General features: G+C 59.6%; 22 protein-coding genes. 10 read left to right on the top strand and 12 right to left on the bottom strand.

What is annotated here, in order from left to right:
* Positions 1 to 6: 6 nt before the first annotated feature.
* Together G3574_RS06135 and G3574_RS06130 are read right to left on the bottom strand one after the other, a co-directional pair.
* A complete protein-coding gene (locus tag G3574_RS06135; protein ID WP_205609676.1) occupies positions 7 to 1,176 on the bottom strand; it encodes an efflux RND transporter periplasmic adaptor subunit in 1,170 nt (389 codons plus the stop codon).
* Between the two features lie 7 nt (positions 1,177 to 1,183).
* Entirely contained in the window at positions 1,184 to 1,864 is a 681-nt protein-coding gene (locus G3574_RS06130) for a TetR/AcrR family transcriptional regulator (protein WP_163961141.1), read from the bottom strand.
* 222 nt (positions 1,865 to 2,086) lie between these two features.
* Here G3574_RS06130 and G3574_RS06125 point away from each other — a divergent pair, with 222 nt between their 5' ends.
* The 4 genes from G3574_RS06125 (at position 2,087) to recQ (ending at position 5,729) form a co-directional block, all read left to right on the top strand.
* Positions 2,087 to 2,356 (top strand): YkgJ family cysteine cluster protein, encoded by a 270-nt coding sequence (locus tag G3574_RS06125; protein ID WP_163961140.1) that lies wholly within the window; start codon positions 2,087 to 2,089, stop codon positions 2,354 to 2,356.
* Between the two features lie 49 nt (positions 2,357 to 2,405).
* Positions 2,406 to 2,966: a DUF1439 domain-containing protein gene (locus tag G3574_RS06120; RefSeq protein ID WP_163961139.1), complete on the top strand. Its 561-nt coding sequence runs from the start codon at positions 2,406 to 2,408 to the stop codon at positions 2,964 to 2,966.
* Positions 2,967 to 3,056: 90 nt separating this feature from the next.
* The gene (locus tag G3574_RS06115; RefSeq protein WP_163961138.1) at positions 3,057 to 3,890 is read left to right on the top strand and encodes an undecaprenyl-diphosphate phosphatase; all 834 of its coding nucleotides are present in this window, start codon (positions 3,057 to 3,059) and stop codon (positions 3,888 to 3,890) included.
* Positions 3,891 to 3,908: 18 nt separating this feature from the next.
* Positions 3,909 to 5,729 (top strand): DNA helicase RecQ, encoded by a 1,821-nt coding sequence (gene recQ, locus G3574_RS06110; RefSeq protein WP_163961137.1) that lies wholly within the window; start codon positions 3,909 to 3,911, stop codon positions 5,727 to 5,729.
* A 372-nt stretch (positions 5,730 to 6,101) separates the two neighbouring features.
* On the opposite strand, the gene G3574_RS06105 is transcribed toward recQ, so the two are convergent.
* A complete protein-coding gene (locus G3574_RS06105; protein ID WP_163961136.1) occupies positions 6,102 to 6,512 on the bottom strand; it encodes a hypothetical protein in 411 nt (136 codons plus the stop codon).
* A gap of 317 nt (positions 6,513 to 6,829) precedes the next feature.
* Between G3574_RS06105 and G3574_RS06100 the strand changes: the two genes are divergently transcribed.
* The 5 genes from G3574_RS06100 (at position 6,830) to G3574_RS06080 (ending at position 12,083) form a co-directional block, all read left to right on the top strand.
* Positions 6,830 to 7,507 (top strand): hypothetical protein, encoded by a 678-nt coding sequence (locus G3574_RS06100; RefSeq protein ID WP_163961135.1) that lies wholly within the window; start codon positions 6,830 to 6,832, stop codon positions 7,505 to 7,507.
* Positions 7,508 to 7,691: 184 nt separating this feature from the next.
* A complete protein-coding gene (locus G3574_RS06095; protein WP_163961134.1) occupies positions 7,692 to 8,615 on the top strand; it encodes an ATP-binding protein in 924 nt (307 codons plus the stop codon).
* A complete protein-coding gene (locus G3574_RS06090; protein WP_163961133.1) occupies positions 8,612 to 9,130 on the top strand; it encodes a siphovirus Gp157 family protein in 519 nt (172 codons plus the stop codon). Before G3574_RS06095 ends, G3574_RS06090 begins: the two co-directional genes overlap by 4 nt.
* A 22-nt stretch (positions 9,131 to 9,152) precedes the next feature.
* Positions 9,153 to 9,659 carry a single-stranded DNA-binding protein gene (locus G3574_RS06085; RefSeq protein ID WP_163961132.1) on the top strand — a complete coding sequence of 169 codons (507 nt, stop codon included), beginning with the start codon at positions 9,153 to 9,155 and terminating at the stop codon, positions 9,657 to 9,659.
* A 126-nt stretch (positions 9,660 to 9,785) separates the two neighbouring features.
* Complete coding sequence (locus tag G3574_RS06080) at positions 9,786 to 12,083, top strand: ATP-dependent DNA helicase (RefSeq protein WP_163961131.1); 2,298 nt, start codon at positions 9,786 to 9,788, stop codon at positions 12,081 to 12,083.
* A 279-nt stretch (positions 12,084 to 12,362) separates the two neighbouring features.
* On the opposite strand, the gene G3574_RS28990 is transcribed toward G3574_RS06080, so the two are convergent.
* The 6 genes from G3574_RS28990 to G3574_RS28070 all read right to left on the bottom strand — a co-directional run bounded on the left by G3574_RS28990 (position 12,363) and on the right by G3574_RS28070 (position 20,999).
* Entirely contained in the window at positions 12,363 to 12,923 is a 561-nt protein-coding gene (locus tag G3574_RS28990; protein WP_456237889.1) for a primase 1D-like protein, read from the bottom strand.
* Entirely contained in the window at positions 12,920 to 14,416 is a 1,497-nt protein-coding gene (gene dgt / locus G3574_RS06070) for a dGTPase (protein ID WP_163961129.1), read from the bottom strand. Before dgt ends, G3574_RS28990 begins: the two co-directional genes overlap by 4 nt.
* Positions 14,417 to 14,438: 22 nt before the next feature.
* Positions 14,439 to 17,519 (bottom strand): type I restriction endonuclease subunit R, encoded by a 3,081-nt coding sequence (locus G3574_RS06065; RefSeq protein WP_163961128.1) that lies wholly within the window; start codon positions 17,517 to 17,519, stop codon positions 14,439 to 14,441.
* Between the two features lie 50 nt (positions 17,520 to 17,569).
* Positions 17,570 to 18,889, bottom strand: coding sequence for a restriction endonuclease subunit S (locus G3574_RS06060; protein WP_163961127.1), 1,320 nt, complete (start codon positions 18,887 to 18,889; stop codon positions 17,570 to 17,572).
* Complete coding sequence (locus tag G3574_RS06055) at positions 18,879 to 20,435, bottom strand: class I SAM-dependent DNA methyltransferase (RefSeq protein ID WP_163961126.1); 1,557 nt, start codon at positions 20,433 to 20,435, stop codon at positions 18,879 to 18,881. The genes G3574_RS06060 and G3574_RS06055 overlap by 11 nt, the downstream gene beginning before the upstream one ends.
* A 171-nt stretch (positions 20,436 to 20,606) precedes the next feature.
* Positions 20,607 to 20,999: a hypothetical protein gene (locus G3574_RS28070; RefSeq protein ID WP_205609675.1), complete on the bottom strand. Its 393-nt coding sequence runs from the start codon at positions 20,997 to 20,999 to the stop codon at positions 20,607 to 20,609.
* On the opposite strand from G3574_RS28070, the gene G3574_RS06050 reads away from it, so the two are divergent.
* Positions 20,998 to 21,324, top strand: coding sequence for a hypothetical protein (locus tag G3574_RS06050; RefSeq protein WP_163961125.1), 327 nt, complete (start codon positions 20,998 to 21,000; stop codon positions 21,322 to 21,324). The genes G3574_RS28070 and G3574_RS06050 overlap by 2 nt on opposite strands.
* 146 nt (positions 21,325 to 21,470) lie before the next feature.
* Here the strand turns inward: G3574_RS06050 and G3574_RS28780 are convergent, their stop codons facing one another.
* The 3 genes from G3574_RS28780 to G3574_RS06035 form a co-directional block, all read right to left on the bottom strand.
* Positions 21,471 to 21,689 (bottom strand): HGGxSTG domain-containing protein, encoded by a 219-nt coding sequence (locus tag G3574_RS28780; protein ID WP_328804745.1) that lies wholly within the window; start codon positions 21,687 to 21,689, stop codon positions 21,471 to 21,473.
* A gap of 137 nt (positions 21,690 to 21,826) precedes the next feature.
* Positions 21,827 to 22,282 carry a hypothetical protein gene (locus G3574_RS06045; protein ID WP_163961124.1) on the bottom strand — a complete coding sequence of 152 codons (456 nt, stop codon included), beginning with the start codon at positions 22,280 to 22,282 and terminating at the stop codon, positions 21,827 to 21,829.
* 360 nt (positions 22,283 to 22,642) lie between these two features.
* A complete protein-coding gene (locus tag G3574_RS06035; RefSeq protein WP_163961122.1) occupies positions 22,643 to 23,347 on the bottom strand; it encodes a hypothetical protein in 705 nt (234 codons plus the stop codon).
* Position 23,348 lies beyond the last annotated feature (1 nt).

Genomic DNA, 23,348 nt, shown 5'->3' with positions numbered 1-23,348 from the left:
GGCTCGTCATTGGCGCGCATCCGCGCCGGGCTGGTCCGCCCGCGCCATGCGGACGATCGTTCCCGGACGCAGGTTGCCGAGGTTGGTCCGCACGATGCGCGCGCCGTCGACCAGTCCTTCCGTGATTTCCACGGCGGCGCCTTCGCCATCGTCGCCGCGCACGCCGGGCTTCACCGGCTTGCGAACGATCTTGTCGTTTTCCACCGCGTAGACGAAGGAACCCGCGCCGTCGGCCTGCACCGCCGATTGCGGCACGGTCAGCACGCCGGTCTTCCGGGACAGCGTCAGCTGCGCCTGGCCGAACATGCCGACGCGAAGCAGGTTTTGCGGATTGTCGATCTGCACGTAGACCATGATGGACCGCGAACCCGCCTGCGCGGCGGGATTGATGCGCGCGACCTTGCCGGCGATGGGCTGTCTCATGCCTTCCATCCTGACCTGCACTTCCTGGCCCAGAGAGACGTTCATGATCTCCGCCGTCGGCACCGCGGCTTCCATTTCCATCAGGCGCAGGTCGACCACGTCGAGCAGCTTGTTGTCGGGCGATACCTTTTCGCCCGGCTGCACGCTGCGGCTGCTGACCAGGCCGCTGATCGGCGCCTTGACGACGGTGTCGCTCAAGGCCTTCTGCGCAACGTCGAGCGCGCCCTTGGCCGAATCGACGTTGGCGCGGGCGATGTCATACTGGCTGGCGGCGTTGTCGTAGGCATTCTTCGAGATGAAGCCCTTGTCCAGCAGGGCCTTGTTGTTGTCGCGCGCCTTGACCGCGATCTCGAGCTGTCCGCGGGCGGCCAGCAGGGCACCCTTTGCCTGTTCCAGGCGTGCCTGGTAGTCGCTCGCATCCATGTTGACCAGCACCTGGCCGGCCTTGACCGGCTCGCCTTCGCGGACCAGCACCTCGCGCACCTCGCCGGCAACCTTGGCCTTGACGGCGGCCTGGTTCACGGCGCGCAGCGAACCGGTCAGCGGCAGCAGCTGGCGCAGGTCGCGAAGGCGCGCGCTGCCCAGGTCGGTCGGCAGGAACTCCAGCGCCTGCGGCTGTGCCGCCGTGGCGGCAGGGGCTGGAGAGGCCGATGCCGCCACGGCGGCATCCTTCTTCTTCAGCATCGCACCGGCCAGCCCGGCGGCGAGCAGCAGGACGGCGAGAACGATCCAGAGCGAACGGCGTTTGAGCATGGATTTCCTATCGGGAATGCAAGGGAGGCGGAGTGGCCGCGTCGGCGTTTTCCCGGACGAGCACGCCGCGCAGGAAGAGGTCGATGAAGTTGTTCAGGTAGTCGTCCGGCGACAGGGGTTCGGCCTGGCAGGGCGCGAAGGAATGTTTCCAGAGCATCAGCATGACCATCGGCGCGCAGACGATGTTGGCGGCCTGGCGGACGTCGATGTCGCGGAATTCGCCGCGCTGGATGCCGCGCTTGAGCATGCGCTCGATCATGGCGTTGCCGCGCGAAATCACTTCGTCGTGGTAGAACCGGGTCACCTCCGGGAAATTGCTGGACTCGGCGACCATCAGCTTGGTGATGCCCGACAGCTTGGTATTGCCGATGCGCTCCCACCAGCCCATCGCGATCTCGCGGAACAGCTCCACGCTTCCGCCCTGGTAGTTGTCGACGATCTCTTCCGCTTCGCCCAGCACCGGCACCACGTTCTCGCGGACCACCGCCTTGAACAATTCTTCCTTGTTCTCGAAGTAGAGGTACAGGGTTCCCTTCGACACGCCGGCGCGCGACGCCACGTCCTCCAGGCGCGTGGCGGCATAGCCTTTCTCGACGAACAGGTCGAGGGCGGCGGCGAGCAATTCCTGCGGGCGCGCATCCTTGCGGCGGGTCCAGCGGGGCTTGCTATTCTTGAAAGGGCATTCCATGGCAACGAGGTGAATAACTAACTTACGAGTCAGTAATATATGCCCCTGCTATCCATGCGTCAAGGGCGGTGACCAAGGGATTTTCAACGGGCTCTGGAATCGCCTGGTTCGCAGCGGATTCCGGCCAAGGTTTGGTGCATGTCCCGCCGGGGTTTCCCGGCCGGCGCGTTATACTTGAGGCTCCGCGACGATCCCGCGTCCATTCCCTTAGCTGAAGTTGTCATGTCTGCCACCTGCCGCCATGGCTGCGGCGCCTGCTGCATCGCCCCGTCCATTTCTTCCCCGATTCCCGGCATGCCATCAGGAAAGCCGGCCGGCGTACGCTGCGTGCAACTCGACGGCGATAACCGCTGCATGATTTTCGGCAAACCGGAGCGGCCCTCGGTATGCAAGAGTCTTCAACCCGATACCGACATGTGCGGCACGACGCGCGAGCATGCGCTGCACTACCTGCATCGCCTCGAGGCGCTGACGGCGACAGCGTCTTCCTGAACGCGGTTTTCCTCGCATTAACGACTTCATCACGGCACGGCGGCGCATCATGACCCGACAATTCCTCGTTCGCTTTTCCCTCGTGTTCGCCTGCGTGGCGCTCATCCTGGCTTCGTGCGCGACCCTGATGGGCCCGCGTCAGGTCGAGATTCCGCTCGAGCGGCTGCAGCAGGCGATGGCCGACCGGTTTCCATTTAATAACCGCTATCTCGAAATGATCGACGTGCGCGTTGCCAACCCGCGGGTGACGCTGCAGCCCGATACCAATCGCATCACGACCGCCATGGATGCCTCCATCGCGCCGCCCTTCATGGGCAAGCCCTGGACCGGCAATCTCGCGCTGTCGGGCCAGCTTCGGGTCGATCCGGCGCGCAGTGCGCTGGTGCTCGGCGATCCGAGAGTCGAAAGCCTGAACATCGACGGCCTCGATCCGAAGTTCGGAACCTACCTCGGTCGCGCCGTCGGCCTGCTCGCGGAACAGTTGCTCAAGGACATGCCGCTCTATACTTTCCGGCCGGATGAATTCCGTCATGCCGGGGTGAACTTTCTTCCGACAAAGATCACCACAGGCACGTCTTCACTCGTGGTAACCTTTGAGCCCGCAAAATAAGCGCTGCCGCGAACCGGGCAAGATGCAAGCCTGGCATCATGCCGCGGCTTCCGACCTGTCTTCTCTCTTCAAATCAATAACAACCACGCAATGGATCTCCTGTTCGCCGTCAAAGTCTTGATCATGGGCATTGTGGAAGGACTCACCGAATTCCTTCCTATTTCCTCCACCGGCCACCTCATCCTGGCCGGCAGCCTCCTGAACTTCACCGGCGAAAAGGTGAAGGTGTTCGAAATCGTGATCCAGGCCGGCGCCATGCTGGCCGTCTGCTGGGAGTACCGCGCGCGCATCGCCAGCGTCGTATCCGGCCTCGGCAGCGATCCGAAGGCGCGGCGCTTTGCCCTCAACCTGATCATTGCCTTCCTGCCGGCCGCGCTGCTCGGCCTCCTGTTCAACAAGAAGATCAAGGCGGTGCTGTTCGCGCCGGTGCCGGTCGCGCTCGCCTTCATCATCGGCGGCATCATCATCCTCTGGGTGGAAAAGCGCAACCGCAATGCGCCGAGGGCGCACCGCATCGATTCGGTCGACGACATGACCCCGCTCGACGCGCTCAAGGTCGGCATCGCCCAGGCCTTCGCGCTCGTTCCGGGCACCAGCCGCTCCGGCGCCACCATCATCGGCGGCATGCTGTTCGGCCTGTCGCGCAAGGCCGCGACCGAGTTCTCCTTCTTCCTCGCCATCCCGACCCTGTTCGCCGCCACCTTCTATTCCCTTTACAAGGAGAGGGCGCTGCTGTCGGCCGCAGACCTGCCGATGTTCAGCATCGGGACCGTGGCCGCCTTCCTGTCGGCCTTCCTTTGCGTGCGCTGGCTGCTGCGCTACATCAGCTCCCATGACTTCACTGCCTTCGCCTGGTACCGCATCGTGTTCGGCATCGTCGTGATCGCCAGCGCCTACGGCGGCTGGGTGGTCTGGGCCGATTGACCGGAGCAGCACGACAGGATGTCCGACCACCTCGACGACCAGGCCCTGCACATCCTGCAGTCGGTCTTCGGCTACGCCTCCTTCCGCGGCCAGCAGGCTGACATCGTCAGCCAGGTTGCGCACGGCGGCGACGCGCTGGTGCTCATGCCCACGGGCGGCGGCAAATCGCTGTGCTACCAGATTCCCGCGCTGGTGCGGGATGGGGTCGGCGTGGTCGTCTCGCCGCTCATCGCCCTGATGCAGGACCAGGTGGATGCGCTGGCCGAGGTCGGCGTGCGCGCCGCCTTCCTCAATTCCACCCAGACCTTCGACGAAACGCTGCAGACCGAACGCGCACTGCGCACCGGCAACCTGGATCTGGTCTACGTGGCCCCCGAGCGTCTCATGACGCCGCGCTGCCTCGAGATGCTCGAGGCATCCAACATTGCCCTGTTCGCCATCGACGAGGCGCACTGCGTGTCGCAATGGGGCCACGATTTCCGGCCGGAGTACATCCGCCTCTCGGTCCTGCATGAACGCTTCCCGGATGTTCCCCGCGTCGCCCTGACGGCTACCGCCGACCCGCAGACGCGCGCGGAGATCGTGCATCGCCTGCAGCTCGAGGAAGCCCGGCAATTCGTCTCGTCCTTCGACCGGCCGAACATCCGCTACCAGATCGTCGAGAAGGCCAACGGCCGCAAGCAGGTGCTGGACTTCATCCAGGAAGAACATCCCGGCGAGGCGGGCATCGTGTATTGCCTGTCGCGCAAGAAGGTCGAGGAGACCGCCGCGTTCCTGAATGAACAGGGCCTGAACGCCTTGCCTTACCACGCCGGCATGGATCACGCGGTGCGGGCGGCGAACCAGGCGAAGTTCCTGCGAGAGGATGGCATTGTCATGGTGGCCACCATCGCGTTCGGCATGGGCATCGACAAGCCCGACGTGCGCTTCGTCTGCCATCTCGACTTGCCAAAGAGCATCGAAGGGTACTACCAGGAGACTGGCCGCGCCGGACGGGACGGCATGCCCGCCGATGCCTGGATGGTGTATGGCTTGCAGGACGTGGTGCAGCAGCGCCGCCTCATCGAGGAATCCGAAGCCGAAGCCAACTTCAAGCGCATCCAGAGCGCCAAGCTGGATGCCATGCTCGGCCTGTGCGAAACCTCGTCATGCCGGCGCGTGCGCCTGCTGAATTATTTCGGCCAGGAAGCGACGCCTTGCGGCAATTGCGATACCTGCCTCAATCCGCCCCAGGCCTTCGATGCCACGGTGCAAGTCCAGAAGCTGCTGTCCACCATCTACCGCGTCGACCAGCGCTTCGGCGCCGGCCACGTGATCGACGTGCTGCGCGGCACCGAGTCCGAGAAGATCAAGCAATGGCGGCACGACAAGCTGTCGGTGTTCGGCGTGGGCAGCGACACGGCGGATGCGGAATGGCGGGCCATCCTGCGCCAGGCGATCGCGCTCGGTCTGGTGGCGGTCGATCACGACGCCTACGGTTCCCTCAAGCTGACGGAAGACGCCCGGCCCGTGCTGCGCGGCGAGCGCCGCATCGAGTTGCGTCATTACCAGAAGCCGCAGCGGCAGAAGCGCCAGGCCAGCCGCAGCCGCGGATTCTCGGAAGTCGAGCTGTCCGGAACCGAGCAGGCCGTCTTCGAGAAGCTGCGCTGGTGGCGGGTCGAAACGGCCCGCAAGCACAACGTACCGGCTTACGTCATCTTCCACGATGCCACCATGCGCGAGATCGCCAAGCGGCAGCCGCATTCCATCCACGAACTCGGCACCGTTTCCGGCGTCGGCGAAAAGAAGCTCCAGACCTACGGCGAGGAAATCATCGCCCTGATCACCTCCGTGGAATAACGCCCGGCATCCTTTCCGCCTTCCGGCAGCACTGCCGAGGCATCTCTCTCCTCGTTTTCCACCCATCTGGCCCTGCGCCGGACATCTCCATTTTTTCCGCGAGATCTTGCTTCGGCGCATGCCTAAAAACCAGGCATGCGAGCTCTTGAAAACTACCGGTTTGGAGGCATTTCCTACTACAAGGGGAAGTGCGCCCGCTTTATTTCCATTTTGAAAAAGTTCTTTTATTTCAGGGATTTGCGGTGCGGATGGTGGTGTTGCGCAATTCGCTGAAAGCAAAGAAAAGCGACCAAATAGATATTGTTTTTACTTGGGGTCTTCTGTAAAATACACTGTATGGATAAACAGTGCATTCGAGCAGTGGACTTCCGGTCAGGTGCCCGTGACGACGGGAATGGTCAGTTCGGTAAGCTGCTGCTGGACCGGCTTCCTGCCTCGCCGCTTGCTTTGCGTGCCGAGCACCGCATCGAGCGGTGCAGGGCTGGCGTTGGCAGCAGGCTCGAGACGCTGGCGCAGCAAGGTCAGCAGGAGCTGCTGGGCCTCCGCGCGCTGTGAGCGGTAAAGGGCCAGGGCCATTTCCATGAACAGTTTTTCGTTTTCGTCGGCGGGCGCCGTCGCGTTTTCTGGCGGCTGGTCGTGTTCACGATCCATCCAGCCGTGGGGAAGGCCCATCCTTTCCTCGATGGTGCGGGCGACGTTGCTGCCGATGTTCTTGCGATTGCATTTGATGTGGCTGAGGTAGCGGTCCGACAGGCTGAGGTGTTCCGCGAAAAGCTTCAGCATGCCGCGTTGTGGCAAATGGGGGCGTTGGTTGACGAAGTCGGCAAAGAGTCGTTGAAAGTTCTGATGCCGGATTTGCGCACTGTCCATCGCCATTTTCTATCTCCCTTTTTTGCAGCATTCCCGATTGCGTATTGATTGTTGATCACGTTGCCGCCGGACGTGACGGGTCCCGCTTTCCCTGCTTTCCCCGATGGACAGCAGTGTACCGACAGCGAACCCGTCTTGTCATCTTCTGCAACCAAATCAGTCGTCGATTCCGCCGGCCGAACGCTGACCGATGTATCCCTGGAACCCTTACGAGAGCGAGAACCGAGTTCATGAGCAAGACCAAGATTCATTATCCGGAGTGGAAAGAACGCGGCACGGGCGCTGCTCCGTCTGCCTCCAATGCCTCCGGCACGCCGCGGCGCGACATCGGCTACTGGGAACTGGTCGATGCCATCACCCTGTCCGCCGAGGTCTGCGGCCAGGTCCTGTCGCGTGCCGCTGCCGAAATGCTGGCCGACGACCTCGGCGGCTTCGGCGAGGATGACGTGCTCGCCGCCCTGGCGCGCTGCCGGCTCGAACTCAACGGGCCGCTGCGCATCGCCGACATCATCCTCCGCATGGAGGATGGCCGGCCGTCACCGGAAGAAGCCTGGGCGATGGTGCCCAGGGACGAAACCGTCTCCGTGGTCTGGACCGACGAGGTGGCGAACGCCTGGGGACTGGCCTTGCCGCTGATCGAGCAGGGCGAGCAGCAGGCGGCGCGCTCGGTGTTCCAGGAGGCGTATGCAAAGGGCGTCGTCGAGGCCCGCATGCGCCGCGAACCGGTGCACTGGATGCCTTCGCTCGGCAGCGATCCGCTGGCGCGCGAGCGCGTGCTGCGCGAAGCGGTGGCGCAGGGACGCCTGACTGTCGCCCATGCCGACCTGCTGCTCAATGGCAGCGATGGCAGCGCCGCGGCGGACGATGGCCTGTTCGCCGGCCAGGCCGACGCAACCAGCCTGCATTGACAGGCGCACGGCCCGTCCCCGCGGCATCAGCAACATCAGCGGCAGGGCGGGATGACACTTCACTCACCGAGGCCCAGTAATGGATAGCCAAGTTGACTGGAATGATGGCGGCTTGCAGTGGCATGAGCAAATTGGCCGTCAGGAGCAATTTGAATTCGAGGATAGCGAAAGGAAACGACACATCATGGCTTCATTTGAAATCCACCGTGCTACCAAGCGTCGCGCCAAGCTCCGTCTCGGCATGTCCGGCCCCGCCGGCAGCGGCAAGACCTATTCCGCGCTGATGATCGCCAGCGGCCTCGGCGGACGCATCGGCATGATCGATACCGAGCATGGCAGCGGCGACCTCTACGCCGACTTGCTGCCGGAAGGCTACGACGTGCTGACGCTGTCCCCGCCGTACACCCCGGCGCGCTACATCGAGGCGATCCACGCCCTCGAGGACATCGGCGTGCAGACCATCATCATCGACAGCCTCACCCACGCCTGGAGCGGCGAGGGCGGCTCGCTCGACCGGCAGGGCAAGATCGCCGACAAGTCGGGCAACAGCTGGCAGGCATGGCGCCAGGTCACGCCCGAGCATAACGCGCTGGTGGAAGCGATCCTGCAAAGCCGCTGCCACATCATCGCGACCATGCGCGCCAAGACCGAGTACGTGCAAGAGAAGGACGAGCGCACCGGCAAGCAGGTGGTGCGCAAGGTCGGCCTCGCGCCCATCATGCGCGACGGCATCGAGTACGAGTTCACCACCTTCTTCGAGCTCGACGTGCAGCACCAGGCCTATGTCGGCAAGGACCGCACGCGGCTGTTCGACGGCCAGATCTTCCGGCCCGATCCCGAGACCGGCCGCAACCTGGCAAGCTGGCTCAACGCCGGCGTCGACGGCGAACGCGCGGGCAACGCCATGACGCCCGACCAGAAGACCGCGATGGCGGACGCGATCAACCGCGCCGAATCCCAGGACGATCTGTACCGTGCCTTCGCCGTCGCCTACCGCGTCGCCAATTCGCTGCACGACCAGGATGCCCTGGCCGAACTGACCGCGCTCAAGGACCAGCGCAAGGCCCTGCTCGAGCCGCATCCCCAGCAATTCGGGATGGCGGCATGAACCCGGTCTTCGAAGCCTTCGAGCTGGCCGCGCAGTACCGCCAGCTCGCCGAGCTGCTGGCCGAGCGCCATGGCGATAACGAGGAAAGCCGGCAGGTCATCGCCGACACGCTCGACGGCATGTCGGAGCCGCTCGACGAGCGCCTCGAAAACCTGGCGAAGATGGTGCGCAACATCGAGTCCGCGAAGCACGGCGTGGAGCAGACCATGGCCCATCTGCAGGCCCGGCATTACTCGCTCGATGGCGCGGCCCGGCGTGCCCGCAAGCTCATCCTCGACCTGATGCAGGTCGCGGGCAGGGAGCGGGTCAACACCGCGCTGTTCTCGATGGCCGTCAAGAAGAACCCGCTTGCCGTCGTGGTCGACGACGAAGCCGCATTGCCGGAGGCTTTCCTCGTGCGCCACGCGCCTCCGCCGCCGACGCCGGACAGGCGGGCCATCGCCGCGGCCATCAAGGCGGGGCAAACCGTTCCCGGCGCGCATGGCGAACACGGTTCGCGCCTGGAAATTCAATGATGTTCCGACAAGGAGATTGGACATGGCAACCCTGAACAAAGTCACCCTCATCGGCCATCTCGGCCGCGATCCGGAACGCCGCGTCACCGCCAACGGCGACGCCGTCGCGCAGTTCACGCTGGCCACCAGCGAGACCTGGAAGGACAAGGCGACCGGCGAGAAGAAGCAGGCCACGGAATGGCACCGCGTCGTGCTGTACCGCAGGCTCGCCGAGATCGCCGGCGAGTACCTGAAGAAGGGCTCGCTCGCCTACGTCGAAGGCCGCCTGCAGACCCGCAAGTGGACCGGCAAGGACGACATCGAGCGCACCGTGGTGGAGATCGTTGCCGACGACCTGCGCCTGCTCGGCGGACGCCAGCATGAGCTGAACGATGCCGAGCACGACGACGGGCACGATGGCATGCATGGCACGGAGACGGAGCAATCCGCTCAGCCTGCTCAGTCCGTCAATGCCACCGCCGCTGATCCTGCCGGCCGCAAGGGCAAGTCCGCCAAGTACGACTTCGTCGACGACGCGATTCCCTTCTGAAAACCCTTTGCGCGGAACGATCGGCCAAGGCGCCGATCCAAACCGCGAGTCCCTTCGCCGGCATGTCTCTTCTCGGGAATGCCGGCTTCTTTTTGCCTTTAACTTCATCGTTACCCGTCATCCGGCATGTCCGCATCGTCACAGGAAATCGTCGGCGTCCTCACTTCCTGCGAAGTCTATAACGAACGCTGGGGCAGGGGCATCCTGCGCCTCGAGGACGGCGACTTCCTCGTCGTGACCGGCGAATCGCTGGTCGGCCTCACGCAAGGCAATCGTTACCGCATGGATGGCAGCGTGGTGCATCATCCCCGCTTTGGCCGCCAGTTCGAATGCAAGGTCGCCGCGATCGACATTCCGGTCGACAGCGATGCTCTGGTGCGCTACCTGCGCAACAACTTCAAGGGCTGCGGCGCGGTCACCGCGCGCAAGGTCGTCGAGCAATACCACGGCAACCTCGCGGCGCTGCGCGACCAGCTCGTCAGCAATCCCTATGGCCTTGATTTCAGCCGCGTCACGCGCCGCAGGATTTCGCTGGCCGCCTCGGAAGACCTCAAGGGCCTGATCTACCGCGACCTCGCCACGCGCGTCGGCATGACCGGAGTGAGCGACGCGGCGCTGCGCAAGGTCGCGGACTGGCTGGCGCAACAGCTCGATGGGCAGGCCGGTCCGGTGGAGCGGGCGTGGGCCATCTTTTCCAGCGATCCGTATGCGCCGGTGCGCCACGTCGATGGCTACGGCTTCATGGCCGCGGACCAGATCGCCGTGCGCGGCATTGGCTTTCCGCGCCTGCATCCGTGCCGCCTGGCGGCGCTCGCGACCCATGCATTGCGCGAAGGCTGCGAGCGCGGCGGACATGCCTTTCTGCTGGAGCAGGACCTTGCCGCGCGCATCGCCTGGTTCGATCCGGAAGTAGATGCCCAAGAGGCGATCGTTACCGCGATGGAGCGCGGGGAGCCAATCATCGCCGAGGCCGGCTGCTTCTACCCGCGCGCGCTGTGGATGTCGGAGCGCGCGCTCGCCCGCCACCTCGCCCAGCGCGCCCTGCGGATGGCGGCACCGATCTTCCAGGGCGGCGAGGAAGCGCTCGACGCCAGCATCAGGCAGGCCGAGGCCGCGTTGTCCGAGGGCGGCACGTTCGCGCTGGATGCGTCGCAACGCAAGGCGGTCGCCGGCATGCTGACATCCCGGCACCTGCTGCATACCCTGACCGCCAGTCCGGGATGCGGAAAGACCGCGCTGATGGAAGTCCTGCTGCACGTGGCCGGGGACCGCAAGTTCCTGTTCTGCGCCCCGACCGGCAAGGCGGCGAAGGTGCTGGCCGCGCGCGTGCGCAACCACGGGCGCACGGCAACCACCATCCATGCGATGCTGGGCGCGGCGCCCGAAGGCCATCTTTACGGCGTCGACAATCCGCTCGATGCCGAGGTGGTCGTCGTCGACGAAGCGTCGATGAACGACCTGGCGCTCACGCGCGCCCTGCTGGACGCGCTTGCGCCGGACACCCATGTCATCTTCCTCGGCGATGCCGACCAGCTGCCTTCGGTCGGCCCCGGCGACGTGCTGCATGACCTGCTGCAGCTACCCTTCGATCATCATCGCCTCGACAAGCCCTACCGCAACGACGGCGGCATCCTGGACGTCGTGCGCCAGGTCAGGAAAGGGAAACTCGATGGCATCGGCCGCGCCGACGTGCGCTTCGCCCGCCGCCTGCCGCCCTGCACCGCGCAGGGGATCGAAGAAGTCATGGAAGATTACTTCGCCGCCATCGCCCGGCACGGCATGCCGCGCGTCGCCCTGCTGACGCCCCGGCGCAAGGGCGATCCGCGCGTCCCGGGATGGAACACGACCTACCTCAACGAACTGCTCAGGCAGCGGCTGAACCCCGACGGCCATCGCGTCACTGGCACCACCTTGCGCATCGGCGACCGCATCATCATCCGCAAGAACATTGCCATCGATCGCGGCGAGGACGCCGCCGGGCAGAGGCTGGTCGACCAGGTGGTCAACGGCGATACCGGCTTCATCACCGGCGTCGACATGGATTCCTCGGGACGAAGCGTCGTGCAGCTGATGCTGTCGCTCGACGACGGCCGCCATATCGCCTTTCCGGGCAAGGACATCGACGCGCTGTCGCTCGCCTACGCCATGACGGTGCATGCGGCGCAGGGTTCCGAGTACGAAGAAGTGATCTTCGTCTGCACCAATGGCTCGCCGCAGTTCGTTCACCGCGGCATGGCTTATACCGCGTTCTCGCGCGCCCGCCGGCAGTTGCGCGTGTGGGGCGACGTGCCGCTGTTGAAGGCCGTCGTGGAGCGCCCTGCGCCTCTGCGAAACTCCGCGCTGCCGGAGCGCACGCGCGCGACGACGCGGCACCTGCAGAAGCTGGGTGGGGTAAACGACGAGCCTGCCGGTGATTCGGTTTGACGCGGAATGTAAAAAAGCCGGCCACGGAGTGGTCGGCTTTTGATGGTGTTTGGTGGGACGGCGGGAATCGAACTGCCAGCTATACTTCTTTATTTTTCAATGGCCTATATCGAATATCGCTGGTTCGATCGCACAACATACCCCCAAAAATACCCCCCTCCGCTAAGTCACGGTCGGAATTTTAGTTGAGCGTAAAGAGATAAACAGTTTTCTTCCAGCGTTACACCGATTGGCGGATAACTTGCTGTCGAGGCATTAGCCTGTCCATGTTTCTAATGATTAGAGCTGAACGGCCTGAGGAAGTTGAAGATAGTGGCTAGTGTTGCGGCTCCAACGTAGAGCAGCGTAGCCAGCAAGAAGGCGGTGACCGACCCATCGGGTATCCACAACTGTTGGTTTGCTTGGATGGTTTGCTAAAAGCAGAAGACCCATAAATCTTATCCATTCCTCCGGAGTCAGCGGATTGATGCCGTACCCGTGCAATGAACGCCCGCTGCTGAAAAGCTTTATCTCTACTCCCAGCTCGGCTTTAGCCCATGCCATAACTTCGCTGGTGTCCAACGCCTTGGGCGAAAAATCAATCATTGGGATGTGTAGGATGCGATTTTCTGCCGTTACCGTCGAATGGACGGCTAACTCAGCTCCCTCAGGGAGTGCTTTGAGCTCTGTGTCTAACCACTCAGGAGTCAGTTCGCGTAGCTTCGCAGAAAAGAGCGTTCGCTCGTCTTTAACGCTTTGCGGTACATATATGTACCGCGAAAACGTTACGTTGCACTCCGATCCGAAGCTTTCAAGCCAGCTGGGGACAAGCGATATAGGATGGTCAGAATACGATCTCACAGCTGTCGTGTTCCTCCGTCGTACAACCGACGATACGTTACGATCGAAAAATCGTCTGTCATGCCAGAAAGAAAATCTACGATGAGGTGTGCTCTAGCCATCCATTCGAGAAGTCGATATTTCGGATGATCTTCTCCAAACGTCGTGCGGTGGCCTTCAATGGTGTGAGCATAGACCTTCAAATGCTTTTTAGGAAGAAAACTCCAGAGAGTGGGCGCAAGGGCCATCCCTTTGTCCCTAGGCGGCTTTCCCTCGACTAGTAATTCGGTCGCCGATTTTGTGTCCAGCTCAAGCAAAATACCGAACTTGTCAAGAATTCCAGATATGACCTGATAGCCAACTAGCTCCCGCTCCCGCACAACCGAGCAGGTGTAAAGGTTCTTTTTGGAGAACTTTTCAACGACAGTTAACAGTGCACGTGCTGCCGGAGAATTGCGAAGGAGAGAAAAATATTTGCCTTGTTCAATTTCTTTCTGGCTAGTTGAGTAAAGGGTCCGCGTCCTCTTGACAAGAATATTTGTGCTCGCTGTTCTAAAGTCGGTGAACCACGCGCTGTCGATCTCTGAAGCATCAGAATCTGGAAGCGTGTTTAACATCTGCTGCGCTAGGCGATTAGAAGTCGGAAGCTCAGATAACCCTTGACGCAGTGCAGTAATCACATCTTGATCACGAACAACTTTCTTTTCGAGCGCGTCTTCGATATCGCTGAGGCAGTAAGAAATGTCATCCGCTGCTTCCATAATGTACGTGAGCGGATGACGGCAGTTTGGCGCAAGTCCAAGGGTAGTCTGTATTTCAGTGAGAATTTCTGCTTCGCTGTGAAAAACTCCAGCTTTCTTGATGGTTACGCCATCTTGTGTCGCCCCGATCCTGTCTGGTGTCCACGGATACTTTAACAATGCCGCAAGCTGAGTCAGTGTTAGGTTGTAACCAAACTCATCTTTTGCCCACTGAAGACGCACTGCTAGGCGGAAGCCTTGCGGATTCCCATCAAAGTGGGAAAAGTCTTGAAAAAGCGTGTCGAAATCATCTTGAACTGATGGATCGAATTTTTCCTTGAATACTTCTGCCCGGGTGGAAAACCACTCTTGGATGGAAGCTTCCCCAAAATGGCCGAAGGGAGGGTTGCCCAGATCGTGCATTAAGCACGCGACCTCAACAAAGGTCACAAAGGCATTGGCCATGTCCCTTGGGCGCTCACCCAACTCGCCCCGCCTGAGCAGATCCACCGAAATTTGCTCGGCAACGTAGCGACCTATCGATGCAACTTCAAGTGAGTGTGTAAGGCGTGTGCGGACAGCTGCGTTCCATTCCTGCGGAAACACCTGAGTTTTCGATTGCAGCCTGCGGAATGCGGTTGAAAATAAGACACGTCCGCGATCACTTGCAGCGTGCATTGCGAGCGTCCGGGTACTCGGACCGCGCGACTCACGTCGCCGGGTTGCTGAAAGAAGCCTGATATAGTCAACTTTTTTTGCTGTCTTGCTATCCACGTGCATCCTCGACTTATTGTTACTATGCCCATTCCGCGCTTAGTGTCTCTGCTTGCTCTAGGACGAGCTTCACCGCTTCGTCTTGCCTCACGGGTGGGTACTTGTATTTGCGTAAGATACGCTTCACCATCAATCGAAGCTTGGCCCGGACGCTCTCCCGGACGGACCAGTCTACGCTGACGTTCTCGCGCAAATTCTCAGCCAATTCATGGGCGATCTTACGTAGCGTCTCGTCACCCAGCTCTCGCACCGATTCCTCGTTGTTGGCCAGTGCGTCATAGAACGCCAATTCATCTGCATTCAAGCCCAGTTCCGTCCCGCGTTCGGCTGCTTCCTTGAACTTCTTGGCCATCTCGATCAGCTCTTCAATGACCTGCGCCGTTTCGATGGAGCGGTTCTGGTAACGCTTAATCACGTTCCCCAGTAATTCCGAGAACTTCTGATTCTGCACGACGTTGCCAGCGAACTTGCTCTTGATTTCCCCTTCTAGCAGTCGCTCCAGCAACTCCACCGCGAGATTGCGTTCCGGCAGATTGCGCACCTCGTCCAAGAATTCGTCGTCCAGAATCCCAATATTCGGCTTTTCCAGACCGGCGGCGTTGAAGATGTCGACCACCTCGGTGGACACCACTGCCGACCCGATAATCTGCCGGATGGCCAGTTCCCGCTCCTCATCGGTCTTTTTCTTGGCGCTGATGTCCTTCTTGGTTAGCAGCACTTTGACCGCCTGAAAGAACGCCACTTCCTCGCGCACCGCCTTCGCTTCGTCCAGTGTGCAGCACAGCGAGAACGCCTTAGACATGGCTAGCGCTTCGTCGGCAAAGCGCTTCTTGCCATCCTTCAGGCCGAGCACATGGTTCGCCGCCTTGGCCAACAGGCTATGCCCCGCCGTCAGGAAGCCGCTGTAGTCAAAGCCATGCATCATCCCGCGCAGCACGTCGAGCTTTTCGTCCAGCACTGCATAAGCTTCGTGGGAGTCGACCGTGGGACGGCCACGTCCGTTGCTGGCCGTGTATTCCTTCAGCGCCTGCTTGAGGTCATTCGCGATGCCGATATAGTCGACCACTAATCCGCCCTGCTTGTCGCGAAATACCCGGTTGACCCGGGCAATCGCCTGCATGAGGTTGTGGCCCTTCATCGGCTTGTCGACATACAACGTATGCACACAGGGGGCGTCGAAACCGGTCAGCCACATGTCGCGCACTATCACCAGCCGCAACGGGTCCGCCGGGTCCTTAAAGCGCTTTTCCAGCCGCTTCTTTACCTGCTTGGGGTAGATATGGGGACGTAGCAACGCCTTGTCGCTGGCCGAGCCAGTCATCACGATTTTGATGACTCCCTTTTCCGGGTCCGGATCATGCCAGTCGGGGCGTAAAGCCACAATCGCATCGTACAGATGCACGCAAATATCCCGGCTCATCGCCACGACCATCGCCTTGCCCGATTGCGCCTTGTTGCGTTCCTCGAAGTGAGCCACCAAGTCAGCAGCAACCTGCTTGATGCGAGGTTCCGCGCCGACCACTTTTTCGAGCGCAGCCCACCGGCTTTTTAGCTTAGCTTGCTGGTCTTCTTCTTCATCCTCGGCCAACTCATCGACCTCGGCGTCAATGTCAGGTAATTCCTCTTCCTTCAGCCCCAGCTTAGCTAGTCGCGACTCGTAGTAGATTGCCACCGTCGCACCGTCGTCCCGTGCCTGCTGCATGTCATACACATGGACATAGTCACCAAAGACAGCACGGGTATCGCGGTCTTCATTGGAGACGGGCGTACCCGTAAACGCGACAAAGGTGGCGTTAGGCAGCGCGTCGCGCAGGTGCTGTGCATAGCCGACCTGATACTTGTCGCTTTTTTCGTTAAACTTTGCCTCTAAGCCGTACTGGGTACGATGCGCTTCATCGGCAATGACGACGATGTTGTGCCGGTCGGATAGCACCGGGAAGCTATCTTCATCCTCACCCAGCATGAACTTCTGGATAGTGGCGAATACAATACCGCCAGAGGGACGATTGGCCAGCTTGGCGCGTAAATCCTGCCGGGTTTCCGCCTGTACTGGCTGCTCGCGCAGCAGGTCTTGCGCAAGGGAGAAGACACCAAACAACTGGCCATCGAGGTCGTTGCGGTCGGTGATGACGACCACGGTCGGATTCTCCATCGCCGCTTCGCGCATCACCCGGGCCGCAAAACACGTCATTGTGATGCTCTTGCCTGACCCTTGGGTGTGCCAGACCACGCCGCCTTTCTGGCTGCCACCGGGCCGGGATGCAGCAATTACTTGGCTGATTGCGGCTCGCACCGCATGGAACTGGTGGTATCCAGCGATTTTCTTGACCAACGTCCCATCGTCCTCAAAGAGCACGAAGAAGCGCAGGAAGTCGAGCAGATAGGTTGGAGCAAGCACACCCCGCACCAGCGTCTCCAGCTCATTGAACTGGCCCAATGGGTCGAGCGTTTCGCCGTCGATGGTGCGCCATGCCAGAAAGCGTTCCGCATTGGCCGAGAGAGAACCCATCCGCGCCTCGGTGCCATCCGAGATGACCAACACCTCGTTGTACTGGAACACATCGGGAATCTGTTCCTTGTAGGTCTGAATCTGGTCGAAGGCTTTCCAGATGTCGGCATCCTCGCCCACGGGATTCTTCAGCTCGATGAGCACCAGCGGCAAGCCATTGACAAATAGGATGATGTCGGGGCGGCGAGTATGATGCGGTCCTTTGATGGAGAACTGGTTAACCGCCAGCCATTCATTCTTCTCGACGCTGCCGAAGTCGATCAGCCGCACGAAGTCGCCGCGTGTCTCACCTTCCTTCTGGTATTCGACCGGCACGCCGTTGACTAAGAACTGATGGAAGGCCCGATTAGCCGACAGCAGCACCGGCACATCTAGATTCAATACCCGACCCAGCGCGTCTTCACGAGCGGACAATGGGATGGAAGGGTTGAGGCGACTAATCGCTTGGCGTAGTCGGTCGACCAGCAGCACCTGACGGTAGTCGTCCCGCTCCCGGGAGTCACCGTCCGGCGCGATGTTCAGGCCGAAAACGGTACTGTAACCGACGTCGGTTAGCCAGCCGAGAGTTTCCTGCTCCAGTTGGTCTTCGGTCATGCCGCTGTACTCCCTTTATCTTCTATGGCTTACGCCGTCCGCGCTGCGATTCAGGTGCCGGTCAGGGCGTCGTTGAACTGTTCTTCCACTTCCCGCAAACGTAATTCGCCGGACATTAAACGTGGTAACAACTCCTCCCGCAGTTCAGCCAAAATTTTGGCCTGCTGCAATCCATCGTTTGCTTTGTTCAATAGCGGTTCGACAATTGAAGAAAATGCCTCCTGTATGGGGGGCGGAGGAAGCACTATTGGCATCACTTCAAGAGAGCCCTTCCACTTTGCGTAGGGAATAGTCGAACCTTCCGAGTGCTGTGTCGCATAGTCGACTGTAGAACTCTGATAAGCCTGAAAAAGTGCATACGCCTGCGCTCTTTTGTTTTTTGGAGTAAGAGTAAATACCGTTGTACGAGTAACACCATCGTAAGGAGCTATACATACCTTATGGAAGTATGGACGCATCGCGCCAAACAAGATGTCACCCTTCCTAAACAGGGTTAAGCTACTGTTCGCTTCATCGCCGGGTTTGTGGTCTTCTAGGAACGGCACCTTGGACGAAATGCATTCAATCGGAACATAGGGCAATGCGGCGGTTTCTCTACCTGACTTGACTCTTTCATTCCGTAGCGACAGAACATCACCCAGTTTTCCTATAGTCCATCCTTTAGGAATGGAGCCCAACTCCGACTCCTCGAATTCTGTGGAGAACAGTCCTGCAGTTTCCGCATCCATGCCGTTTGGCTCGCGGCCTTCATGCTTGGCTCGTACCGGATCGAAGTCGACAAACCACGACTTAAATACGCTTTGCGCGATTGCTTCGAGGGTCGCGTTGGTTTCCCGCAGGAGTGAGATGCGTTGGTCTAATGAGCGAAGGACCGAAACGATCCTATCCTTCTCATACTTCGAAGTCGGTTCTGCAATCGGGAGTTTCCTTAGCTCGCCGAGGGAGATGTATTGTTGGGTAGTTCCTTTTTTTCTCGCATGGATAAGCTGCTGCGCAATCGGGGACACCAACCAGTAATAGAGCCAGGAAGCAGCTAGTTCATCGCCATTGCATTTGAACAAACCTACGTTCTTAATCGCATAAGGTGGAGACTCCTCCTGTACAAGACATACCTCTCCGACCGTTCCAATCATCGTAATAATGACGTCCCACTGATGCACCATGCTTCTCTTGTTGATCTCGTCGAAATCGCTCGTAGAGATCAAATTTGCACCGGATAAGTCGATTCGCCCACTCTTTACGTTCTTGGACGTTACAAGCGGATGGCCATGATCGACAAACTTTGGACTATCGTGTGTTCCATCTGCCACTCGAACGCAGTAGACATCGGCAGGGGTAACTTTCCAGTCTTCAGGAAATCTAAAACTCATATCCAATCTCCCCAAGCTTTTGCCGAATTAATGCATCCAGCGTTACCCCCTTGGCCATCTGTTCGCCGAGCTTCTCGGTCAGTTTCTGCATCTTGTCGGCAAACGCTTCGTCGTCATCTTCGACTTCTTCAGCGCCGACGTAGCGACCCGGTGTCAATACGTATCCGTGCTCGGCAATTTCTGCAAGTGTTACGCTGCGGCAGAATCCCGGCACATCGGCGTAAGTGACGTCGGTTTCGCCATCGCCTCGCCATGCATGCACGGTATCGGCGATCTCTCGGATGTCGGCATCGGTCAGTTCCAGCTGTACTCGACTAATTGCCTTGCCGAGCTTGCGTGCATCGATAAAGAGCACCTCGCCTTGACGGACGGTCTTCTGCTTGGACAGGAACCACAGGCAGGCCGGAATCTGCGTGTTGAAGAAGAGCTGGCCCGGCAGCGCCACCATTACTTCGACCTTGTCATCCTCAACCATCAGACGGCGAATGTCGCCTTCGCTGTTTTGACTGGAAGACATGGAGCCGTTTGCCAGCACGATGCCAGCGCGGCCATTCGTTTTGACGTGATACAGGATGTGCTGCAGCCAGGCGTAGTTGGCGTTTCCCTGTGGCGGCGTGCCATATACCCAGCGCGGGTCCCCTTCCAGACTCCCATGCCACCAGTCAGAGACATTGAACGGTGGGTTGGCCAACACAAAGTCAGCGCGGAGGTCGGGGTGTTGATTTCGCGTGAAGGAGTCTTGTGGCTCTTTGCCAAGATTGAAGTCGATGCCGCGAATGGCAAGGTTCATTGCGGCCAGCCGCCACGTCGTCGGATTCGATTCCTGCCCGTAGATCGATACATCGCCCAGCTTGCCGCCATGGGACTCGATGAACCGTTCTGATTGCACGAACATGCCGCCCGAGCCGCAGCAAGGGTCATACACTTTGCCGTGATGGGGAGCTAGGACCGCCACCAGCGTCTTGACGATAGAAGCGGGCGTATAGAATTGGCCACCTTTCTTGCCCTCGGCGCTGGCGAATTGGCCGAGGAAGTACTCGTATACTTGCCCCAACAAATCGCGAGCACCTTGACCACTTTCACCAAAACCAATGGTGGAAATAAGGTCAACCAGCTCGCCAAGCTTGCCATCCGGGAGCTGCGCCCGCGCGTAACGCTTATCTAAGATGCCCTTGAGCTTGGGGTTTTCTCCTTCAATCAGCGCCAGCGCGTCATCAATTCGTTTGCCGATTTCGGCCTGTTTGGCTTGGGCGCGAAGGTTTTCCCATCGAGCCTCTTGTGGCACCCAGAATACGTTGACTTCCTTGTAGTAGTCACGGTCTTCCAATTCTTCAGCGATTTCAGCCGCGTCGGCGCCTTCGAGGTAATAGTCATCGTCCGGGTCTGCAAAACGCGCCTGTAGCTCGTTCCGGCGCGTCTGAAAGGTATCCGAGACGAACTTCAGAAAAATAAGCCCAAGGACGAGGTGCTTGTACTCGGCGGCGTCCATGTTGGCTCGGAGCTTATCAGCAGTTGCCCAGAGGGTCTTCTTAATGTCATCAAGCATGCTTGAATGTCTCGTCGTGAATTGGTTTGTCGAAACCCGTGATTTTACGCTCTTCCTGTTGCTAAATAGTAACTGTCGGTTGCGCACGGGTGAGAAGGCTCCTAGAAAAAAGATATCACCGCATAAAGAAAGCATCATGCAGGCATTCTCCTTTTCGTCCAGATGCTTTCTTCAGAGCAATTTCTTGGTTTTCGCGTTATTGCTCAAAAAATCTTTCGACGGAATCCCTATACGGTAAGGACTAGCCGGGTTTCTCGGCACGTCAACATCAGAGAAAGGTAGGGGGCGGCCCAGTCTAATTAAGAAGGTACCGGGGGTCTTAAACCTCGGCAGGCCAACGACGAGACCGGTTTCGCTTCTGAGGCCGGACAGCGAGCAATACCATGACGAACCTTGCCCATCCGTAAACCAAATCCTTCCATCGTTGTCTGATGCTTCACACATCGTCGCTTTAATCGACAACTTGCGGGGCGATCCAGAAATACCGCTAAAGCCGTCGCCCCATGCCTCCGCCCCCAGCATGTCCGGTGACACCGGATATCGGGGGATTCTGGAGGAAATCATGAAGCCACGCTGCAGAGCTGGCGACCTTGCGGTCGTCATTAATGCTCATCACCCCAGCAATGTCGGTCACATCGTCAAGGTGCTTGCGCCAGATAACGGCAAGGGCGACCTCGTGTTCCGCAATGTAGGGGTGGTATGGCTAGTCGAGTCAGTACGCCCTATGACGTGGTCTATCGGTAGCAGGCGCATTCGCCGCAAGTGTGGTCCAGTTCCTGATACCCGATTGAAGCCTATTCGAGGTAATCGCACCGACAAGCGAAAGACGGCCGCACAAGGCTCGCCACAAGTCCATGTCGATGCCAAAGCGCAGACCGTTCTTGCGTAGGCTGTCGGTAGAGATTCCAGCCTTTCATGGCATCTGACATGTCGGCTTAGAGTCATAGACCTGTTTCGACAGACGGGCAGGTGACTGTGTGCGGGCTGGACCGAGAAGTCCATGCCGCGTGCGCGTGCGCGATACTGGTCCCGGGCTTACACCGATTTTTTGCGCTTCGGTCCTGTGCTGAGGCCTCCATGGAAGCGGCAGCGCCCACTGCGGTACAGCTTCTTGCACTGGCATGGCAGCCCTTGGCGGTTCCTCGCGCCGCAGATCGGCGTGGCACGTTCGTCACGCGCATGAACTACCCGGGGACAATCAGTAGTGTCAGTGCCGGATGAGAGGCCATCTTTCCTGTGATGTTTGTCGGTCATATTCTTCTAGTGCTCCGCCTGCATATGGCAACTTCTATATAGGACTACAGAAACGAAAGTCGGTAGCCGGTCGCCAATGCTGCGGGTAGCGCTCAACTCTGTAGCTGGGTAGGTATGCTTAGCTTTAGATTCTGTAGCTATCCCGGTTGTATGACTGTAGAAGCCGTAGTAGACGTTGCAGCGGCCTTCGGCATTTTTAGGCGAGGCACGGACGTGGTCTCCCATGCATACATGGGAAAGCCAAGAGGCCCGATATCGTATTTGGGATCATGATCCAAGGGCTGCCACGTAATTCCATAGAGACTGCATAGATTGGGCAGTCGCCCTTTACGGGTTTCCGCAATAAATCCTGATGCCAGCAATTCTTTTTTGGCCTTATTGAGTGTTGCCTCGGACTTCCAGCCTTTGGGCTGCATAATCTTCCATGCAATACTGAGATCGCCATTATTTTTACCGTTGTACTGTGCAGCAATGTCGAGTAACAGCTTCACTGCATTGCCGGGAAGTGCGTGATATTGAGGGCTGTGTAATACCCTGTGCGGCATTAACAGGAAGCGGCCTACTACCTTGCGCTTCGTTCTTAGTCGGCCCATGCCGTTCTCCTTGCTTCAGCAGACCCGGACAAATCAAGCGACGTTGCCGTCAAATTTCCCGTCAATGATGAGCTTCTGAATGTCCTCTACGCGCCATGCGGTGATACGAGGACCGAGCTTGATGGCTTTGGGATAGCGGCCAGTGCGGACGCCTTCCCACCATGTCGATTTGCTCACGGGGATGAGCGGAGGGATCGGGGGATTCGCCTTGTGGTCGCCAACAATTTGGGAAAGGCGAAGGTAGCCAGTAATAGGAAGTGAGTGCATAACGTGTTGTCCTTTGTTGATTGAAGACACACGTCATGCTATGGCGCTGGACGTTAAACACCCGTCCACGACAGTGCATGTTTTCGTGGGCGCTTAGATAGACCCCCTTGTCATCTTTTCCACGTCTTCTTTGGTGAGTCCGATCCCAAGGATGGAGCTGGCGATACGGGCGACTGTGCCGTAGAGCGGCGAGCCGAAATCCTTCGTCATGTACTGCGTCAAGGCGCGAACGAAGTAAAGCTGGCGATAGGACTCGCTGCCCAATTGGCGGTCGACGACCCGAGGGCGACTCATCGCCTCATGTGCCTGCTTTTCCGCTTGGGCGGCGAGTTCACGCAGCATTTCGGGGAAGGATGCCCAGACGCGCAGTAAGTCGTACGCAAGCGCAGCCCGGGATAAGCTATCCTGCATGCGCCAGTCGGCAATGCCGTTAATTTCCATGATATCGACTGGAAAATACTCATACGCCTGCTTGTCGAATGGGCCGTTCTCAATCGCCTTAGCGAGTGCCCCGGCTTGCGTGGCGATACCCATCAATTTGCTTTTCTCCTCTGAGCGGCGCAGCGTAACCATGGTCGGTCGCAAGCGGTGCAGAATTGCTACGATTTCCCCGAAAAGCCGCATGCCATAAGCCGTGTCTTCGGGCTTCGCTCGCTTCGATAGCTCTTGCCATGCAAGCTGCATGTCGGGGTGCGTGACAAGCAGTTCGAGCTGCGGGTAACCCTTGGCGATTTGCCGCTCGCGATGGGCGGTGACTAGATCTGCCGGTGCGGATGGAAGGTAGGGGTGGGTAGCCATC

The organism is Noviherbaspirillum galbum (genome assembly GCF_010974945.1).
GTDB lineage: Bacteria > Pseudomonadota > Gammaproteobacteria > Burkholderiales > Burkholderiaceae_D > Noviherbaspirillum > Noviherbaspirillum galbum.
The sequence above is the reverse complement of the archived record's forward strand: the minus strand, read 5'-3'. Positions and strand labels throughout refer to the sequence as shown.

Bases quoted from the DNA above. Each gene is read 5' to 3' on its own strand.
- G3574_RS28780 (WP_328804745.1), bottom strand. From the start codon at position 21,689: ATGACCGACAAACATCACAGGAAAGATGGCCTCTCATCCGGCACTGAC.
- G3574_RS06105 (WP_163961136.1), bottom strand. From the start codon at position 6,512: ATGCTGAAGCTTTTCGCGGAACACCTCAGCCTGTCGGACCGCTACCTC.
- G3574_RS06135 (WP_205609676.1), bottom strand. From the start codon at position 1,176: ATGCTCAAACGCCGTTCGCTCTGGATCGTTCTCGCCGTCCTGCTGCTC.
- G3574_RS28070 (WP_205609675.1), bottom strand. From the start codon at position 20,999: ATGATTTCCTCCAGAATCCCCCGATATCCGGTGTCACCGGACATGCTG.
- G3574_RS06060 (WP_163961127.1), bottom strand. From the start codon at position 18,889: ATGAGTTTTAGATTTCCTGAAGACTGGAAAGTTACCCCTGCCGATGTC.
- G3574_RS06100 (WP_163961135.1), top strand. From the start codon at position 6,830: ATGAGCAAGACCAAGATTCATTATCCGGAGTGGAAAGAACGCGGCACG.
- G3574_RS06120 (WP_163961139.1), top strand. From the start codon at position 2,406: ATGACCCGACAATTCCTCGTTCGCTTTTCCCTCGTGTTCGCCTGCGTG.
- G3574_RS06045 (WP_163961124.1), bottom strand. From the start codon at position 22,282: ATGGGCCGACTAAGAACGAAGCGCAAGGTAGTAGGCCGCTTCCTGTTA.
- G3574_RS06035 (WP_163961122.1), bottom strand. From the start codon at position 23,347: ATGGCTACCCACCCCTACCTTCCATCCGCACCGGCAGATCTAGTCACC.
- recQ (WP_163961137.1), top strand. From the start codon at position 3,909: ATGTCCGACCACCTCGACGACCAGGCCCTGCACATCCTGCAGTCGGTC.
- G3574_RS06055 (WP_163961126.1), bottom strand. From the start codon at position 20,435: ATGCTTGATGACATTAAGAAGACCCTCTGGGCAACTGCTGATAAGCTC.
- G3574_RS06080 (WP_163961131.1), top strand. From the start codon at position 9,786: ATGTCCGCATCGTCACAGGAAATCGTCGGCGTCCTCACTTCCTGCGAA.
- G3574_RS06065 (WP_163961128.1), bottom strand. From the start codon at position 17,519: ATGACCGAAGACCAACTGGAGCAGGAAACTCTCGGCTGGCTAACCGAC.
- G3574_RS06085 (WP_163961132.1), top strand. From the start codon at position 9,153: ATGGCAACCCTGAACAAAGTCACCCTCATCGGCCATCTCGGCCGCGAT.
- G3574_RS06095 (WP_163961134.1), top strand. From the start codon at position 7,692: ATGGCTTCATTTGAAATCCACCGTGCTACCAAGCGTCGCGCCAAGCTC.
- G3574_RS06115 (WP_163961138.1), top strand. From the start codon at position 3,057: ATGGATCTCCTGTTCGCCGTCAAAGTCTTGATCATGGGCATTGTGGAA.
- G3574_RS06130 (WP_163961141.1), bottom strand. From the start codon at position 1,864: ATGGAATGCCCTTTCAAGAATAGCAAGCCCCGCTGGACCCGCCGCAAG.
- G3574_RS06125 (WP_163961140.1), top strand. From the start codon at position 2,087: ATGTCTGCCACCTGCCGCCATGGCTGCGGCGCCTGCTGCATCGCCCCG.
- G3574_RS06050 (WP_163961125.1), top strand. From the start codon at position 20,998: ATGAAGCCACGCTGCAGAGCTGGCGACCTTGCGGTCGTCATTAATGCT.
- G3574_RS06090 (WP_163961133.1), top strand. From the start codon at position 8,612: ATGAACCCGGTCTTCGAAGCCTTCGAGCTGGCCGCGCAGTACCGCCAG.